Source organism: Anoxybacillus sp. J5B_2022 (assembly GCF_026847645.1).
In the GTDB taxonomy this organism is placed as follows: Bacteria; Bacillota; Bacilli; order Bacillales; family Anoxybacillaceae; genus Anoxybacteroides.
In genome coordinates this window covers 1-15,942 of the sequence record NZ_JAPSMC010000006.1, presented here as the reverse complement: position 1 = coordinate 15,942, position 15,942 = coordinate 1, and the positions used below count along the sequence as shown (strand labels likewise).

The window sequence follows — 15,942 nt, the reverse complement described above, 5'->3', positions numbered from 1 at the left end:
AAGTGAACAGATGTCCACTTGGTTTTTTGTGTTATTTATTTTTTGCTTCATTATAGCGGGCGATGCACTCGTCGATAAGCTTCGCCGCTGCTTCCGGGCCTTCCCATGTGCCGATTTCTGTTTTCTTGCCTTGTAGATCTTTATAGCGCTCAAAGAAGTGGGCGATTTCTTTTAATTTATGCTGCGGAAGGTCTTCGATGCTGCGAATTTCGTCGAAGCGAGGATCTTCCACCGGCACACCGATCAATTTTGCATCCTCTTCGCCGCTGTCGACCATATTTAAATAACCGATGACGCGCGTGTCGATGACGCAGCCGGGGAATGTCGGATTTGTCGTGATGACTAAAATGTCAAGCGGGTCGCCGTCAAGCGCAAGCGTATTTTCTAAATAGCCGTACTCTGCTGGATAAAACATCGGTGAAAATAACACACGGTCGAGCTTGAAAATGCCGCGCTCTTTATCGAATTCGTATTTGTTTTGGCTTCCTGTCGGAATTTCAATAAACGCTTCTACCACTTTGTTTTCAAAAGCCACCGTCATTTTCCTCCTTAACTGATATGTATACTTCTTTATTATAAAATAGGTTGACAAAAGCTAGCAACATAAAACCCCTCTTGTGAGAACAAGAGGGGGATTTTCTTATTCAAATTTGTTTGGATCACCATCGAATGGCTCATCAGCAACTTTAATCGAATCTGTTGGGCAACCTTCGAATGCGTCCATCATGTCATCGATTAAAATATCCGGCACTTCGACGATTCCTTGGTTGTCGTCAAGCGTCACATATGCGATGCCTTCATCATCGTAGTCGTAAATATCTGGAGCAGCGGCTCCACAAGCACCACAGGCAATACAAGTTTCTTTGTCAACGATTGTATACTTTGGCATGAAAAAAACCTCCCCAATGAATTTGCAACCATATGGCTGCGTGTTATGTAATAGAGAACACCTTCCCTATTCCTATAATAAAGCGCTTTGACAAACTTTTCAATAGAAAAGTCAAGTGAGAATGGCTTTCATAGCGGCACGGTGATAGTTTCTCCGATTCGGTATAAGTTTAAACGCGCTTAAACTTTTGATAAAATCAATATATATGCGCGAAAAAAGGAGGAAAACGTTTGCTGCCATATTTGCTTTTATATTGCTTGCATCGCTTCAACGGGGAGCGTTCGCTCGCGGCCGTCTACCACTTGCTTTCTGGGAAAAAATCAGCCCAAACGTTGCAAGACAGCAAATGGTTTCAGCTAGAGCACGTATTTGGCGTATGCAAAACGATTTCGCTTCTTGAGCTGGAACAAACAGCTCAGGAACTTTTGATGCAAAAATGGATCGTTTCGATCGATGAACGATCGTACATGTTAACAGAAGCGGGAAGAAGAGAGCTCGAGCAGTGGCTTCCGTCCGCCCGTTTTTTTGCTCATTTGAACGGCTCTTTCTATCATGCGGTCGATACGCTTTTTTGGTATCGGTTGTCTTTAGCGGTGCAGACGCTGTCGAACCTCGTGCATCGCTATAAATTTGCGCCGATTCACCGACATGAAGCAACATTGGCATGGGTGAAGAAATATTTTTTATCACAAACGAAACCGGCCCACGACTTGGCACAGGCGCTTTATCAAGAGCTTCATGCCCTTTGCTCGTCGCTGCCAGAAGAAGAAGCAACGATCTTCACATTAAGACTGACAAGCTTTGAACGAATCGGCTGGACGAATGAACAAATTGCGCTATTTTTTCGGAAAGACCCGCTTTACATTCAGCTTATGTTTCAGCATCTACTACACTATATGATGAAAAGGATCGAACGTGAGTCGCATTTGTTCCCTGTTTTGCATGAGTTTGTCAAAGATTTAGTGAAGCCTGTTTCGTTAACGTTATCCGCGCAAAAAACGTACGAATGGTTGCAGAAAGGAAAAACGATTGCGGAAATTGCGCGAATCCGAAAATTAAAGCGGAATACGATCGAAGACCATATCGTGGAAATTGCCGCTAACGTACGTGAATTTTCGATTGAGCCGTTCGTTGCGGAAGAAACGAGGCGCATGATTATGAAAGAAGCAACGCGGCTTGGCACAAGGCAATTAAAAAAGATTCGCGATGCGGTCGGCCATCATGTCAGCTATTTTGAAATTCGCCTCGTATTGGCAAAGGCAGGGGAGCTTCGTGCATCTTGAACAGCTTTTAGAAAAAACGTTCGGCTACCGTACGTTTCGTTTAGGACAAAAAGAAATTATTGAAGATGTCCTCGGAAAATATGATGTGTTGGCGATGTTGCCGACAGGCGGGGGAAAGTCAATTTGTTATCAGTTACCTGGCTACGTTTTGGGGGGGAACGTTTTAATTGTTTCACCGCTCGTTTCGCTCATGGAAGATCAAGTGCAACAGCTGAGAATGCGAGGAGAAAAGCGAGTCATCGCATTAAACAGTTTTTTACCCGATGAGATGAAAAAAGCGGCGTTAGCGAATTTGCGGTACTTCCGCTTTATTTATGCCTCTCCGGAAATTTTGCAGTCTCCGCTTTGGTTGCAGGCGCTCAAAAAAGCAGCTATCGCATTGTTTGTTGTCGATGAAGCGCACTGTATTTCACAATGGGGGCCTGATTTTCGTCCCGATTTTCTCAAACTAGGCATGATTCGTGCGCAACTAGGTCATCCACCTTGCTTGGCGTTAACGGCGACGGCAACGCCGGAAGTAATGAACGACGTGATTGAAACGTTGCAATTGACGAACGTTCGCAAGCACATTTATCCGGTGGATCGGCAGAATATTGCCATTCAAGTGGAATGTGTGGCTTCAGCAGACGAAAAACTAGAGCGGTTGCTTTATTACGCCAAAACGTTACAAGGGCCTGGGATCATTTACGTGTCGAGTCGGCAGTGGGCAGAAACGCTCGCACGGAAACTACAGGCAGAGGGGATGGAAGGTGTTGCGTATTATCACGGCGGGATGGATCCGGAACAGCGCATGCTCGTTCAGCAGCAGTTTTTATGTGATCAGCTACAAATCGTTTGTTGCACGAACGCATTCGGCATGGGAGTGAATAAGGAAAACGTCCGGTACGTCCTCCATTTTCATTTGCCTGGACAAATGGAAGCATACGTGCAAGAAATCGGACGAGCTGGTCGCGATGGGAAAAACAGCCTTGCGATTTTACTGTATACTCATGGCGATGAAGACATGGTACAATCGCTTATAGAGGCCGAATTGCCGACAGAAGAACAAATTCGGCTGTTTGTGGAACATGGATCATCAGCGCTGCGTTCAATGTTAGGAATAAGCGATGTGCAATGGCGACTGTTGCAATATCTATTCGAAAAAGAAGCTAGCGCGCATACAGCAGAAGAAATCGTCGCTAATCTGCGAGAGGCAATCGATAGGAGAAGGAAGTGGAAGCGAAAGAAACTGGAACAAATGCGCTTATTTTTATTTCGGCCATCGTGCCGCCGCGAACAAATTGTTTCGTATTTTCACCAGTCGCTGACTAACAAGCCAGAAAACTGTTGCGACCGTTGCACGTTTTCACTTGAAAGCTACCGTTTAAAGCGGCATGACGAGCCAGCATGGACGTTTTGCGGCTGGGAAGAAGAGCTGAAACGAATCTTTCGGAATGAGGAATACACATGGATCAAAGGGAACAAATCCAATCGATGAGCGACCGGGAAGTATTGCTTCATTTATATGTTACGCAGTTATTGCTGCTAGTCGCTTCCGCCCTCATCGGCGCATTTCTTCTTGATTGGACAACAGTTCGGCAGATGTGGCGCTTCGATTTTCGAGAAGTTGTCTTATACGGGGGCGGCGGGGCGCTTTTTGTGCTAGCGCTTGATTTTCTTATGATGCGCTATTTGCCGGAATCATGGTATGACGATGGCGGCATTAACGAAAAACTATTTCAAACTCGCTCGTTTCCGCATCTTATTTGGTTATGTGCTTTCATTGCTTTTAGCGAAGAATGGCTGTTTCGCGGCGTGTTGCAAACGCATTTCGGGCTATTTGTGGCGAGTGCTATTTTTGCTCTTTTGCATGTTCGCTATTTAACGAAATGGTTTTTATTTTCAATGGTAGTGTTGATAAGTTTTTTCCTCGGTTATTTATACGATGTGACGGGAAGCCTTTGGGTAACGATTTTTGCCCATTTTCTGATTGATTTTGTCCTAGCCGTCCACATTCGCCTTGACTATTTGCGAAAAGCATCAGGAAAAATGAGGTGAACATTGTGAACCGCACGCATGACCAAGCAGAACAGCTGCGCAAACAAATCGAAGGTCAGAACAAGCAAGAGCCGGATGTGTTATCGCTCCCACCGCGCAGCGAGGTGCATAAAGCAAAAGAAACAAAAACGAAAATGAAATGGAAAATCAAATATCCGCTCATCCGGCTATTGGCACTCTTTTTTATTTTGTTGCCGTTCGCCATTTTAGGCATTTATTACACGAACGACAAACCAGCTGTCGTGCCGGTAAAACAAAATGGTAGCTACGAGCCGATTGATATCGAAAACAAACCAACACCGTCTTCAGCGCCATTACGAGAAAACGCCTCGGAACCAACGTCGTCTTCAGCACCATCACGAGAAAACATTTCGGAAACAACCGCTTCTCCGGCGCAATCATCAGAAATGGAATCGGAACTAGCGACGGCTTCGAGGGCGAAAACAGTCGACAACCAAATGTCGGTTTCTCGTTCCAATGCGGCTTCCAGTGAACAACAAGTGATTACCCACGTCGTGCAAGAAAATGAAACGCTGTTTAGCATTGCAATGCATTATTACGAAACAAAAGACGGAATGGACATTATTAAAAAATGGAATCATTTAGAAACGGCGCAGTTGTATAAAGGACAAGTATTGCAAATTCCGCTGATCGATTTGACAAAATAAAGGGACGACGACGTCTCTTTTTTGTTCTAATTGGTGGCGCTTGTACATATGGTGGAAGTAAAGACGACATAAAGGAGAACGGTCGCAGTGAATGAGTGGCTTTCGGAATTGACGGATGAAGTGACAAAGCAAATGTTGCTTGGAGTTATTGAGAAAAAAGAAAAATGGGATCAATTGAAAACAAAGGTGAGGGCGCTGCAGGTTATGACGAGCGCCGGATGCATGGCATTTTTCAGTTATATCATTTGGAAGATCGTTTTTCCTTATGCCACCGTTTCTTCGATGATCGTGGTGTTTTTCAGTCGATTCGAGCACATGTTTATTTTGCTACTATTGGTGACGGCGTACTGGGGAATTTTGTTTTACAAAAAAAAGTGCGACAAAGCGGAGGAGGAATTTCATGCCCTTCGTTGCGAAATTATTCAAAAAAGCGCAGATTTATGGCGAAATGAAGACGAATGGAATAAACGGCATCAATGGTTCACCATCATGAAAACGGAATACGATATTAACTTATTTTATGAAAATAGCTGAATGCGCTCCGTCATTCAGCTATTTCCGCCCCCTAAAAAATTTTTTTTCGGTCACGCTCCTCTTTTAACAGTTCCACTGCTTCGCGGAAACGTTGCGCATGGATAATTTCCCGTTCCCGCAAAAAGCGAAGCCCGTCGTTTAAATCAGGATCGTCGCTCATATTAATAATCCATTGATACGTCGCGCGCGCCTTTTCTTCGGCAGCGATATCTTCATATAAGTCGGCGATCGGATCGCCTTTTGCCTGAATGTAAGTTGCCGTAAACGGCACGCCGCCAGCATTATGATAAAAAAGGGCGTTGTCGTGATTGACGTAATGAGCGTCTAATCCGGCTGCTTTCAGCTGTTCAGGAGTGGCATCTTTTGTCAACTTATACACCATCGTTGCAATCATTTCCAAATGGGCGAACTCTTCCGTACCGATGTCCGTCAGCAACCCAATTACTTTATCGGGAATTGAATAGCGTTGGTTTAAGTAGCGGAGCGCGGCTGCCAGCTCACCGTCGGCGCCACCGTACTGCTCGATCAAATATTTCGCTAGCTTCGGATTGCATGTGCTGACGCGCACCGGATATTGCAGTTTTTTTTCATAAATCCACATGTTGCTTCCTCCCCGATCTTATACTTGCCATGGCCACGGCGTTTCGTTCCAATTCCAAGGGTAGTTCGAATAACTGTTCCCGTATTGTTGGAGAGGACCGTACGTCGTTTCGTACTGCTTTTTTAACTGTTTCCGTTGCTGGGCAAGCTGGTTAAATTGTTGGATTGCTTGATAATCGTTCGGGTGCGTATCAAGATAAAGCGTTAAGTCGACTAGCGCAAAATCAACCATCTGCAGTTGTTCAAGTAATTCATAATATTCTTTCGGCATTTGCTTCATGAGCCATCACCTTTTTTCATTTCATACGGACTGTAATACGGGTCGTAAAACACTTTCCAAAGCGTCCCTTTTTTCAATGCTTCGTGGAGTGGAAATTGCGGCAAATTGCTTGGCTGAAAAGGGATATAAAGATTCGGTGGCGTGACGTACGTTTTGACGTGAATCGGCACGCACGGATCAAACGGGCTAACGTACGGTTCATATTGTTTGCGCGTCGTAAACACGATACCCCTCCTTTGCAATCGAACTTCAGTTTATGTTTATGACTCTTTTTTTGATTCATGCCTTTCTTTTTCGTTGAATACATGTAAAGAAAAGGAGGGATTCGATGCGTCGCCAGCTCGTTTTGCTGCTTGTCGGAAGCGTGTGTGGATACTTAATGATTGCATGGGCGCCCGTAGTCACCCCGTTTGTGTGGGTCAATTTTATTACCGATTTTACGTTCCATCCACTCCGTTCATTTTTAGCGATGGTTTGTTTTTTTGTAGGGTTTTTGGCGAATGCGGCCGTCGTTCGTACTTTATTGGAGGGATCGATTCGGCTCATGCTTCGGCAACCGGTTCGTTGGTGGGAGTGGGTGGCTAGTTTTGCGCTCATCGCTCCCTTTTACTGGCTATTCCAACTCAATGCGCGGCTTGCGCTATTATTTTTCATTTTTTCCGTTGTCTATGGTATCATATCGATAGATTTGGCGGGCAGTCGCCGCTATAAAAAGCTTTTGTAGGAGGCATTATGTGGGTTGCGGCTAGTTTATTATGTTTGCTTAGTTATATGTGGTGGGAAGCGCACCGAAACCGCGTCGTTTCCGTCGAGGTGGCATTACCTGATTTTCCGGAAAGCGTTCGGGCGTTGACCATCTTTTTTATTTCCGATATTCATCGGCGGAGCGTATCCGAAAAAATGATCGAGCGCCTCAAAGGAACCGCAGACCTCGTCGTGATTGGCGGGGATTTAATGGAAAAAGGCGTTCCGTTTGCGCGCGTAAAAGAAAATATTCGCCGGTTAAAGCAAATCGGCCCCGTCTATTTTGTCTGGGGAAATAACGATTATGAGGCGGACTACCGTGAGCTCGATGCGCTGTTATGGCAGGAAGGGGTTCGCGTATTAGATAATAGTGTGGCGATGTTTGAATCGGAAACCGGCGAAAAAGTAGCATTGATCGGCGTCGATGATATTAGCAAACGGCGCGCCCGCTTGGATTTGGCGTTATCGGATATAGATGAAGCAGCGTTTCGTATTGTCGTTTGCCATAATCCGGCCATTGTCCGAATGATTCGGCCAGAGCACCGGATTTCTCTTGTGTTGAGCGGCCATACGCACGGCGGACAAATTCGTCTCGGGCGCTTCGGGTTATATGAAAAAGGCGGCGTAAAACAAGTGAATGGCACAACGGTGTTGATTAGCAATGGCTACGGAACGACGAACGTGCCGCTTCGCTTCGGCGTTCCAGCAGAAACAAACTTAATTACGATTCGTCGGAGGAAGCAGTGCGATGACAAAAGGGAAGTATAACATTAAAGCGGTGTCTGCGATGGTAGGGATTCCGGCAGGAACACTAAGAATGTGGGAGCGTCGTTATCAGATGATCGCTCCGCAGCGAAGCGAATCCGGCCATCGCCTATATACAGATGAACAAGTACAATTATTACAAAAAATTGTTGCCAAAACGAAAGAAGGGCTAACGGTTCGTCAAGCGGTTGCACTGTTGGAAACAGAAAGGGAGCGCGCAGAGGCGGACGAGCGTTTCACGGCGTGTCTTCCGGCTGCTGCTTCATTTGATGCTCGGCAGTTGCAACAACTGTGGGATCAATGGATGAGCGTCTATCGTTTAGAGAAAGTCGTCGGCGAATTGTTTCCAGCGTTTCTCGCTAATCTTGATCAATGGGAACGTACCGGAACGTTGACGAATGCTCACCGCCAGTTTGTTCGTTCGCTTTTAGCCGCTAAACTGAGCATGATGCTTATGACGTTTTCAACGGTTTCTGCTGACAAGAACGTTTTTGTCGTTGTAGGGCCGGGGGAGAACGATTCGTTACCACTGCTTTTAGTTTCCATCTATCTTTGTCTAAAAGGTTCTCACGTGTTTTACATTGGAGAGTGCGTGGCCGAAGTGGATGTACTAGCGGCCATCGAGCAAACTCGGCCGTCGTTTCTTTTGCTCGCGTGTGATGTAACGACAACCGAGGGGAAACAATGGCTATCAGCGATTGAGCAACGCGCTTCTAACGTTTCGCTCGGTTTGGTCGGAAAAGGGACCGAACCCCATCCGCGTTATATCGGAAAGACGCAAGCGGAATGGGAGAAAAAACTGCATTTGTAAGCATATTATGCTTGTCTAAATGGCCCAAAACGATGTAAACTCAATAATAACAATAGAACCATTTACAGTTTTTTTCATACAATGAACATAAGAAGATGGCTGTGTAGGTAAGGAGGGGTGTTGATGCGTCTAGAACGCTTAACCCACAACAAAATTAAAATTTTCCTCACGTTTGACGATTTAATGGATCGCGGCTTGACAAAAGACGATTTATGGAAAGACACGTTTAAGGTGCAGCAATTATTTCGTGACATGATCGAGGAAGCAAGCGAAGAACTCGGCTTTGAAGTGAACGGTTCGATTGCGGTGGAAGTCTACTCTTTACCGGCACAGGGAATGGTTGTGATCGTAACGAGCGAAGACCAAAATTTTGACGTCGACGAGGAGTTCGCTGATGACGACTATATCGAAATGCAAGTCACGCTCGATGAGAGTGAAGATATATTTTACGAATTTCAAACGTTTGAAGATGTAATTCAGTTAGCTCATCGTCTGTCGACAATCGGCTGCGCAGACGGCACGCTGTATTCGTACAACGGCCGCTTTTACTTGTACGTATCCGAAGAACCGCCGATTGCGACCGATGATTTTATCGCCATTTTGGCGGAGTTCGGCAGTCCGGCAACGATCACGATTCATCGTGTGGCGGAATATGGAAAAAAACTAATGGACGATCGCGCAATTGAGCAGCTTGTTCGCTATTTTCCTGCCCGCTAATTTTTTTCAATCAGGTTCTTTCGCAAAAGGACCTGATTTTTTGTTTTTTTAGAAAACATTATTCATACATGTATAATAAAAGGAAAAATGATACATTCATTGATGTGAAAACGATGTAAACGGTTACAAAAGCGAAAAAACGGCAAAAAAATTGATTTTTTTGCTTTGCATAACCAAACGGAAGGTGTATACTATGACATGAAAGGTGGACAATATCATATAAAGTGATTTGTATGGGAGGTTTACGTATGGTAGCCGACAAGCATACGAGCGAGGAAAAGCATGAAGAGAAGCACGACGTTTTAAAAGCAACGCAAATCGTCATACATAGAGCGTTGGAAAAGCTCGGATATCCAGAAGAGGTATACGAGTTATTGAAAGAACCGATTCGCATGCTGACAGTGAAAATTCCTATACGCATGGATGACGGTACTGTGAAAATTTTTACCGGCTACCGTGCCCAACATAACGATGCGGTTGGACCAACGAAAGGGGGCATTCGTTTCCATCCAAATGTGACAGAACGCGAAGTGAAAGCGCTATCGATTTGGATGAGCTTAAAATGCGGCATTGTTGATTTGCCATACGGCGGGGGAAAAGGCGGGATCGTTTGCGATCCACGTAACATGTCATTCCGTGAATTAGAGCGACTCAGCCGCGGCTATGTCCGCGCAATCAGCCAAATCGTCGGCCCGACGAAAGACATTCCGGCGCCAGATGTGTTCACGAACTCGCAAATTATGGCATGGATGATGGATGAATATAGCCGCATTGACGAGTTTAACTCGCCTGGATTTATTACTGGAAAACCGCTTGTGTTGGGTGGATCACACGGTCGTGAAACGGCAACAGCCAAAGGGGTAACGATTTGCATTCGCGAAGCGGCGAAAAAGCGGGGCATTGAATTGGAAGGAGCTCGCGTCGTCGTTCAAGGGTTCGGAAATGCCGGCAGCTATTTGGCGAAGTTTATGCACGATGCCGGCGCGAAAGTCATCGGTATTTCTGATGCGTATGGTGCGCTTTATGATCCGAACGGGTTGGATATTGACTACTTGCTTGATCGCCGTGACAGCTTCGGAACGGTCACGAAGCTGTTTAAAAATACAATTACGAATAAAGAATTGCTCGAACTTGAGTGCGATATTTTAGTTCCGGCAGCGATTGAAAACCAAATTACGGAAGAAAACGCCCACAACATTAAGGCGAAAATCGTCGTGGAAGCGGCGAACGGTCCGACGACGCTTGAAGCGACGGAAATTTTAACGCAGCGCGGCATTTTAATCGTTCCAGACGTATTAGCTAGCGCTGGAGGTGTAACGGTATCGTATTTCGAGTGGGTGCAAAACAATCAAGGCTATTACTGGTCGGAAGAAGAAGTCGAAGAAAAGTTAGAAAAAGTGATGGTGAAAGCGTTCAACAACGTGTACGAAACAGCGCAAACTCGCCGTGTCGACATGCGCCTTGCCGCATACATGGTCGGCGTCCGCAAAATGGCCGAAGCGTGCCGTTTCCGCGGTTGGATTTAATTGCAATCGACGATAAAATCCCCTATCATGTTACGGTAGGGGATTTTTGTTATGAGGGGGAATCATCTTGAAATACGAACCAATCATTATCGTTGGCGGAGGACCGTGCGGGCTTGCGGCGGCGATTGCTCTGCAAGATGTCGGCTATCAGCCGCTTGTCATAGAAAAAGGTAATATTGTTCATTCGCTTTACCGCTATCCGACGCACCAAACGTTTTTTAGCACGAGCGACCGGCTAGAAATCGGTGGGGTGCCGTTTATTTCCGAGCGTCGCAAACCGAAACGGAATGAAGCGCTTGTCTATTATCGCGAAGTGGTGACACGAAAACAAATTCGCGTCCAAACGTTTGAAAAAGTAGAACAAGTCACGAAACAAACAGACGGTACGTTTTTCGTGAAAACGACAAAAGGGGAGTATCGAGCGAAGTACGTCATTGTTGCGACCGGCTATTACGATCATCCAAACTATATGAACGTACCCGGCGAAGACTTGCCGAAAGTGACGCACTATTTTAAAGAAGGCCATCCGTTTTACAATACGGATTGTGTCGTTATCGGCGGGAAAAATTCAAGCGTTGACGCTGCGCTTGAATTAGTAAAAGCAGGTGCACGCGTGACCGTATTGTATCGCGGAAGCGCGTACTCTCCAAGCATTAAACCGTGGATTTTGCCGGAATTTGATGCGCTCGTGCGCCAAGGGGTCATTCAAATGGAATTTAATGCGCGCGTACAAGAAATTACAGAAGATGCGGTTATTTATCGAGTTGGCGATGAAGTGAAATCAATAAAGAACGATTTTGTGTTTGCGATGACAGGATATCACCCTGACCACGACTTTTTAAAAACGATGGGCGTTGACATTGAGGCGGAAACGGGCCGACCAGTTTATAATCCAGAAACGATGGAAACGAACGTTCCAGGCATTTTTATCGCTGGTGTCATTGCCGCTGGCAATAACGCCAATGAAATTTTTATTGAAAATGGCCGTTTTCACGGAGAACAAATTGCCGCTTGCATCGTGAAGCGGGAAAAAGCCAATCCGCGCTAATCGGCTTTTTGCGATATCTTTTTATAATTCTGGAGTATTGTTTCCCTCCATGAACGGCACGAAAAGGTCATTCTCAATGAAGATACTCATATGGTATCATAGAATAAACAAACGGAAACGGGGATTTGTATGTTTGCGATTATTTCTGCCGGCATTGCACCTGGGTTAGCATTGCTCAGCTATTTTTATTTAAAAGATGAATATGAAGCCGAGCCGCTGTCGCTCGTGTTGCGTGTCTTTGTTTTTGGCGCGATTCTCGTGTTTCCGATTATGTTTATTCAGCACGTCCTAAAGCTAGAGGGAGTTGTCACGTCCGACTGGGCGCAAGCGTTTTTTTCTTCTGGGTTGTTAGAAGAGTTTGTGAAGTGGTTTGTCGTTTATTTTTTTATCTTTGACCATCCGGAGTTCGATGAACCGTATGACGGCATCGTTTATAGCGCCAGCGTGTCGCTCGGGTTTGCCACACTTGAAAATATTCTTTATTTGTTTGCTAACGGTGTCGAGTTTGCTGTCACAAGGGCGCTTTTACCTGTTTCCAGTCACGCCCTTTTTGCGGTGATGATGGGCTTTTACCTGGGAAAGGCAAAATTTCAAGGAAGAAGACAGCTTTATTTAGTATTGTCTTTTCTATTGCCAGTTTTTTTGCACGGCACGTACGATGTTATTTTGCTCACGCAAGAAAAATGGGCGTATTATATGGTGCCGTTCATGCTCATGTTATGGTGGATCGCATTGCGAAAAGTGAAACAAGCGAAGGGAATCGATGCTCGAGTTGCTATTCCTTCCATAAAAAGCCAAGCGTAAAGCTTGGCTTTTTATATCGCTTCAAAAGTGAAAAAATTTAGAAAAAATCGTTTACAAACAGGTGGTTAAATACTATAATTCATATATATTTAGTAGGATATAAAGAAAGGGGAAAAACAATGAGTATTGGTGTGGCAATGATGGGATTGCTCGTAGGCTTTTTAGTCGGTTTGACAGGTGTAGGAGGAGCAGCGCTTTTAACCCCTATTCTTGTAATGATAGGGATCCAGCCATCGATTGCAGTGGGAACGGACCTTGTCTATAATTCCGTTACAAAGTTATTCGGAGTCATTCAACATTGGAGGCAAAAAACGATTAATTTTCAGCTAGTGAAATACCTCGCGATTGGAAGTATTCCGAGTGCTGTTGCTGCGATTGGGATGCTACGTGTTTTTGAGGCTGAATTTCATAACCAAGAACAGATTATTAAACATGCGCTTGGGTATGTGCTTATTTTAGTTTCAATCGCTATTTTAATTCGTACGTTTTTTGATGAGAAGCTGAGACCTAATCGTTGGCAATTAAAAACGATCGAAGAAAAACGCGGATTAACTATCGCTATTGGTGCTGTTTTTGGATTCATTGTCGGGTTGACTTCGATTGGATCAGGATCGTTATTTGCTCTCGCGATGTTATATCTTTATCGCTTAAATGCTTCTGAATTAGTTGGAACGGATATTGCCCACGCGTTTCTATTAGTATCTGTTGCTGGGTTGCTTCATGCGAATGCGGGGAGTGTAAACTATGCTTTAGTGGGAAATCTTTTAGTCGGATCGATTCCTGGTGTGCTTATTGGCAGCACTTTGTCCGCTAAAGTTCCCACTAAACCTCTCCGCACGGTAATTGCAGGGATTATCATTATTAGCGGTATAAAACTAATATCTTAAATGGCCAATAACTTCATCCAATGAAACCGATGGATGTCTTGCTTTAGGCGAGACGTGCATCGGTTTTTTGTTGAAAGGTAAGAAAATTTTGAAGCTCTAGATCGTCATTTCCCTTGCTTTTCGTATGTATAAAAAGGAAATTTAGGCGAAAAATACAGATGATATTGTTGAAGGAGGGATAAGACATGAGTTGGCGAATCGTTGCATGTTTACTTGTTTGTTTACTAGTATATGAATGGCCAGCAAAGGAAGCGCATGCGTTTTCGAATCAAGTGATTCAACGCGGAGCGGTTGGTGATGATGTCATTGAATTGCAGGCGCGGTTACAATATATCGGATTTTACAATGGAAAAATTGATGGCGTTTTCGGCTGGAGTACATATTGGGCGCTTCGCAATTTTCAATATCGATTTGGCCTTCCGGTGGACGGTTTAGCCGGTGAAAGTACGAAAGCAAAGCTCGTAAAAGTATCGAAATATTATGAATCATTTGTGAAAGAGCAAATTCGAAACGGTAATTCGTTTACTCATTACGGCGGCAAACCGCTCAGCGAACAGGTGGAACGAAAAGGGAGCCGAAACCAAAAAGCTGCATCGTCTAGAAAGGTGACAGCGACAAACATTCCAAAAGGATTTTCGCAAAATGATATTCAATTGATGGCAAACGCAGTATACGGCGAAGCGCGCGGGGAGCCTTACATTGGGCAAGTGGCGGTGGCGGCGGTCATTTTAAACCGCCTCGAGCATCCGTCGTTTCCAGATAGTATTGCCGGCGTTATTTTCCAACCAGGAGCGTTTACAGCGGTCGCTGACGGACAAATTTGGCTGACGCCGAATGAAACAGCGAAAAAAGCGGTGCTTGATGCGATTAACGGTTGGGATCCTTCGGGTGGGGCGATTTACTACTTTAACCCGGATACAGCAACGAACGGGTGGATTTGGAGCCGGCCGCAAATTAAGCGAATCGGAAAGCATATTTTTTCCAAATAAAAAGGAAGGTGGTCAATATGTTACGGGTGTTGCTTATTGGTTTTTTGTCGCTTGGCATTGTCGGAACGGCGTATTGGGGGTATCGCGAGCACCAAGAAAAAAACGCGATTTTAGTACATGCCGAAAATAATTATCAGCGGGCGTTTCACGATTTAACGTACAAAATCGATTTGTTGCACGACCAAATCGGCACAACGCTCGCGATGAATTCAAGAACATCCTTATCGCCGGCGCTTGCCGAAGTATGGCGCATCGCCGCCGAAGCGCATTCCGATGTTGGGCAGCTGCCACTCTCGCTTCTTCCTTTTAATAAAACGCAGCAATTTTTGTCGCAAATCGGTGCGTTCAGCTACCGCACCGCTGTTCGCGATTTAGATAAAGAACCGCTCACAAAAGAAGAATATAAAACATTGAAGACACTTTACCAAAAAGCGGCAGATATTCAAAACGAGCTTCGCAACGTGCAGCATTTAGTGTTAAAAAACCATTTGCGCTGGATGGATGTCGAGCTCGCCTTAGCGACGAACAACCGTCCGAACGACAATACGATCATTGATGGATTTAAAGCGGTCGAAAACGATGTTCAATCGTTTTCCGAGGGAGCGAACTTTGCGCCGACGTTTACCACGATCACAAACCGAGAAAAAGGATTTATTCGAGCGCAAGGGAAACGAATCACGAAAAGAGAAGCGAAAGACGTCGCGAAGTCGTTTTTAGGGCTAAAAGGAACGGAAACGATCAAAATCGTTCGTAGCGGCAAAGGGGCCGACGAGCGTTTTTACAGTTTAACGATTTACGATCCGAAAACGAAAACGGAAACGTATATGGACATTACGGAAAAAGGTGGCTATCCGATTTGGGTGATGGACAATCGCCCGATCAAAAAACAAGCAATTAGCTTGTATGAGGCGGGCATCAAAGGAATGGAATTTTTAAAGAAACATCGTTTTACGAATCTTGAGCTTTATGACAGCGCACAATATGATAACGTCGCAGTATTGACGTTTGTGACGAACGAAAAAGGGATTCGCATTTATCCAGAGGCGATTAAAATGAAAGTTGCGCTCGACGATGGAACGATTGTCGGCTTTTCCGCCCGCGACTACTTAGCGTCTCCGCCGATTCACCAGTTTCCAAAGCCAGCGCTTTCGCTCGCACAAGCAAGGGCGAAGCTGAATCCGAACGTAAAAGTGATGGAAGAACGGCAATCCGTCATTACGAACGACCTCAATCAAGAAGTGCTTTGCTATGAGTTTTTAGGCACATTAGGAGACGATACGTATCAAATTTTTATTAATACGCAAACTGGCATGGAAGAAAAAGTCGACAAAATGCAAAATGTTGAACGCACATACGAATG

Annotated in this window: 20 protein-coding genes; 15 read left to right on the top strand and 5 right to left on the bottom strand. The window is 45.1% G+C overall.

The features are described 5' to 3' along the window. Positions 1-31 precede the first annotated feature (31 nt). Complete coding sequence (locus M4I42_RS02970; RefSeq protein WP_268850762.1) at positions 32-535, bottom strand: inorganic diphosphatase; 504 nt, start codon at positions 533-535, stop codon at positions 32-34. A 105-nt stretch (positions 536-640) separates the two neighbouring features. Beyond that, positions 641-889, bottom strand: a complete 249-nt coding sequence (locus tag M4I42_RS02965) for a ferredoxin (RefSeq protein ID WP_181554223.1) — start codon at positions 887-889, stop codon at positions 641-643. Between the two features lie 230 nt (positions 890-1,119). Between M4I42_RS02965 and M4I42_RS02960 the strand changes: the two genes are divergently transcribed. The 5 genes from M4I42_RS02960 to M4I42_RS02940 all read left to right on the top strand — a co-directional run bounded on the left by M4I42_RS02960 (position 1,120) and on the right by M4I42_RS02940 (position 5,411). Then, positions 1,120-2,172: a helix-turn-helix domain-containing protein gene (locus M4I42_RS02960; protein WP_268850761.1), complete on the top strand. Its 1,053-nt coding sequence runs from the start codon at positions 1,120-1,122 to the stop codon at positions 2,170-2,172. Then, the gene (locus M4I42_RS02955) at positions 2,111-3,649 is read left to right on the top strand and encodes a RecQ family ATP-dependent DNA helicase (RefSeq protein ID WP_442864068.1); all 1,539 of its coding nucleotides are present in this window, start codon (positions 2,111-2,113) and stop codon (positions 3,647-3,649) included. Before M4I42_RS02960 ends, M4I42_RS02955 begins: the two co-directional genes overlap by 62 nt. Then, a complete protein-coding gene (locus M4I42_RS02950; RefSeq protein WP_268850759.1) occupies positions 3,619-4,209 on the top strand; it encodes a CPBP family intramembrane glutamic endopeptidase in 591 nt (196 codons plus the stop codon). Before M4I42_RS02955 ends, M4I42_RS02950 begins: the two co-directional genes overlap by 31 nt. Continuing rightward, entirely contained in the window at positions 4,206-4,877 is a 672-nt protein-coding gene (locus M4I42_RS02945; protein ID WP_268850758.1) for a LysM peptidoglycan-binding domain-containing protein, read from the top strand. Before M4I42_RS02950 ends, M4I42_RS02945 begins: the two co-directional genes overlap by 4 nt. A gap of 87 nt (positions 4,878-4,964) precedes the next feature. After that, positions 4,965-5,411, top strand: a complete 447-nt coding sequence (locus M4I42_RS02940) for a YpbF family protein (protein WP_268850757.1) — start codon at positions 4,965-4,967, stop codon at positions 5,409-5,411. Between the two features lie 31 nt (positions 5,412-5,442). Here the strand turns inward: M4I42_RS02940 and M4I42_RS02935 are convergent, their stop codons facing one another. Genes M4I42_RS02935 through M4I42_RS02925 form a run of 3 tightly spaced genes read right to left on the bottom strand, consistent with a single transcriptional unit; the run spans position 5,443 to position 6,515 of the window. After that, positions 5,443-6,012: a manganese catalase family protein gene (locus tag M4I42_RS02935; protein ID WP_268850756.1), complete on the bottom strand. Its 570-nt coding sequence runs from the start codon at positions 6,010-6,012 to the stop codon at positions 5,443-5,445. 18 nt (positions 6,013-6,030) lie between these two features. Beyond that, positions 6,031-6,291 carry a spore coat protein CotJB gene (locus M4I42_RS02930; protein ID WP_268850755.1) on the bottom strand — a complete coding sequence of 87 codons (261 nt, stop codon included), beginning with the start codon at positions 6,289-6,291 and terminating at the stop codon, positions 6,031-6,033. Then, entirely contained in the window at positions 6,288-6,515 is a 228-nt protein-coding gene (locus tag M4I42_RS02925; RefSeq protein ID WP_268850754.1) for a spore coat associated protein CotJA, read from the bottom strand. The genes M4I42_RS02930 and M4I42_RS02925 overlap by 4 nt, the downstream gene beginning before the upstream one ends. A gap of 104 nt (positions 6,516-6,619) precedes the next feature. On the opposite strand from M4I42_RS02925, the gene M4I42_RS02920 reads away from it, so the two are divergent. The 10 genes from M4I42_RS02920 to ypeB all read left to right on the top strand — a co-directional run. After that, a complete protein-coding gene (locus M4I42_RS02920) occupies positions 6,620-7,015 on the top strand; it encodes a hypothetical protein (RefSeq protein ID WP_268850753.1) in 396 nt (131 codons plus the stop codon). Positions 7,016-7,023: 8 nt separating this feature from the next. Continuing rightward, positions 7,024-7,803: a metallophosphoesterase gene (locus tag M4I42_RS02915; RefSeq protein WP_268850752.1), complete on the top strand. Its 780-nt coding sequence runs from the start codon at positions 7,024-7,026 to the stop codon at positions 7,801-7,803. After that, a complete protein-coding gene (locus M4I42_RS02910) occupies positions 7,784-8,611 on the top strand; it encodes a MerR family transcriptional regulator (protein ID WP_268850751.1) in 828 nt (275 codons plus the stop codon). The genes M4I42_RS02915 and M4I42_RS02910 overlap by 20 nt, the downstream gene beginning before the upstream one ends. A 123-nt stretch (positions 8,612-8,734) precedes the next feature. Further along, a complete protein-coding gene (locus tag M4I42_RS02905; protein ID WP_268850750.1) occupies positions 8,735-9,328 on the top strand; it encodes a genetic competence negative regulator in 594 nt (197 codons plus the stop codon). Positions 9,329-9,576: 248 nt separating this feature from the next. Further along, positions 9,577-10,854, top strand: a complete 1,278-nt coding sequence (locus tag M4I42_RS02900) for a Glu/Leu/Phe/Val family dehydrogenase (RefSeq protein WP_268850749.1) — start codon at positions 9,577-9,579, stop codon at positions 10,852-10,854. Positions 10,855-10,921: 67 nt separating this feature from the next. Next, entirely contained in the window at positions 10,922-11,902 is a 981-nt protein-coding gene (locus tag M4I42_RS02895) for a YpdA family putative bacillithiol disulfide reductase (protein ID WP_268850748.1), read from the top strand. Between the two features lie 129 nt (positions 11,903-12,031). Further along, the gene (prsW, locus tag M4I42_RS02890) at positions 12,032-12,706 is read left to right on the top strand and encodes a glutamic-type intramembrane protease PrsW (RefSeq protein WP_268850747.1); all 675 of its coding nucleotides are present in this window, start codon (positions 12,032-12,034) and stop codon (positions 12,704-12,706) included. Between the two features lie 119 nt (positions 12,707-12,825). Continuing rightward, positions 12,826-13,593 carry a sulfite exporter TauE/SafE family protein gene (locus M4I42_RS02885; protein ID WP_268850746.1) on the top strand — a complete coding sequence of 256 codons (768 nt, stop codon included), beginning with the start codon at positions 12,826-12,828 and terminating at the stop codon, positions 13,591-13,593. 185 nt (positions 13,594-13,778) lie between these two features. Then, complete coding sequence (sleB, locus tag M4I42_RS02880; protein ID WP_268850745.1) at positions 13,779-14,582, top strand: spore cortex-lytic enzyme; 804 nt, start codon at positions 13,779-13,781, stop codon at positions 14,580-14,582. Positions 14,583-14,599: 17 nt separating this feature from the next. Further along, positions 14,600-15,942, top strand: a 1,343-nt coding sequence (gene ypeB / locus M4I42_RS02875; RefSeq protein WP_268850744.1) for a germination protein YpeB, incomplete at its 3' end; no start/stop codon positions are given.

Coding starts and splice junctions, on each gene's coding strand:
- M4I42_RS02935 (WP_268850756.1), bottom strand. CDS start 6,012: ATGTGGATTTATGAAAAAAAACTGCAATATCCGGTGCGCGTCAGCACA.
- M4I42_RS02920 (WP_268850753.1), top strand. CDS start 6,620: ATGCGTCGCCAGCTCGTTTTGCTGCTTGTCGGAAGCGTGTGTGGATAC.
- M4I42_RS02955 (WP_442864068.1), top strand. CDS start 2,111: ATGTCAGCTATTTTGAAATTCGCCTCGTATTGGCAAAGGCAGGGGAGC.
- M4I42_RS02965 (WP_181554223.1), bottom strand. CDS start 889: ATGCCAAAGTATACAATCGTTGACAAAGAAACTTGTATTGCCTGTGGT.
- M4I42_RS02950 (WP_268850759.1), top strand. CDS start 3,619: ATGGATCAAAGGGAACAAATCCAATCGATGAGCGACCGGGAAGTATTG.
- M4I42_RS02900 (WP_268850749.1), top strand. CDS start 9,577: ATGGTAGCCGACAAGCATACGAGCGAGGAAAAGCATGAAGAGAAGCAC.
- M4I42_RS02905 (WP_268850750.1), top strand. CDS start 8,735: ATGCGTCTAGAACGCTTAACCCACAACAAAATTAAAATTTTCCTCACG.
- M4I42_RS02910 (WP_268850751.1), top strand. CDS start 7,784: ATGACAAAAGGGAAGTATAACATTAAAGCGGTGTCTGCGATGGTAGGG.
- prsW (WP_268850747.1), top strand. CDS start 12,032: ATGTTTGCGATTATTTCTGCCGGCATTGCACCTGGGTTAGCATTGCTC.
- M4I42_RS02915 (WP_268850752.1), top strand. CDS start 7,024: ATGTGGGTTGCGGCTAGTTTATTATGTTTGCTTAGTTATATGTGGTGG.
- M4I42_RS02930 (WP_268850755.1), bottom strand. CDS start 6,291: ATGAAGCAAATGCCGAAAGAATATTATGAATTACTTGAACAACTGCAG.
- M4I42_RS02885 (WP_268850746.1), top strand. CDS start 12,826: ATGAGTATTGGTGTGGCAATGATGGGATTGCTCGTAGGCTTTTTAGTC.
- sleB (WP_268850745.1), top strand. CDS start 13,779: ATGAGTTGGCGAATCGTTGCATGTTTACTTGTTTGTTTACTAGTATAT.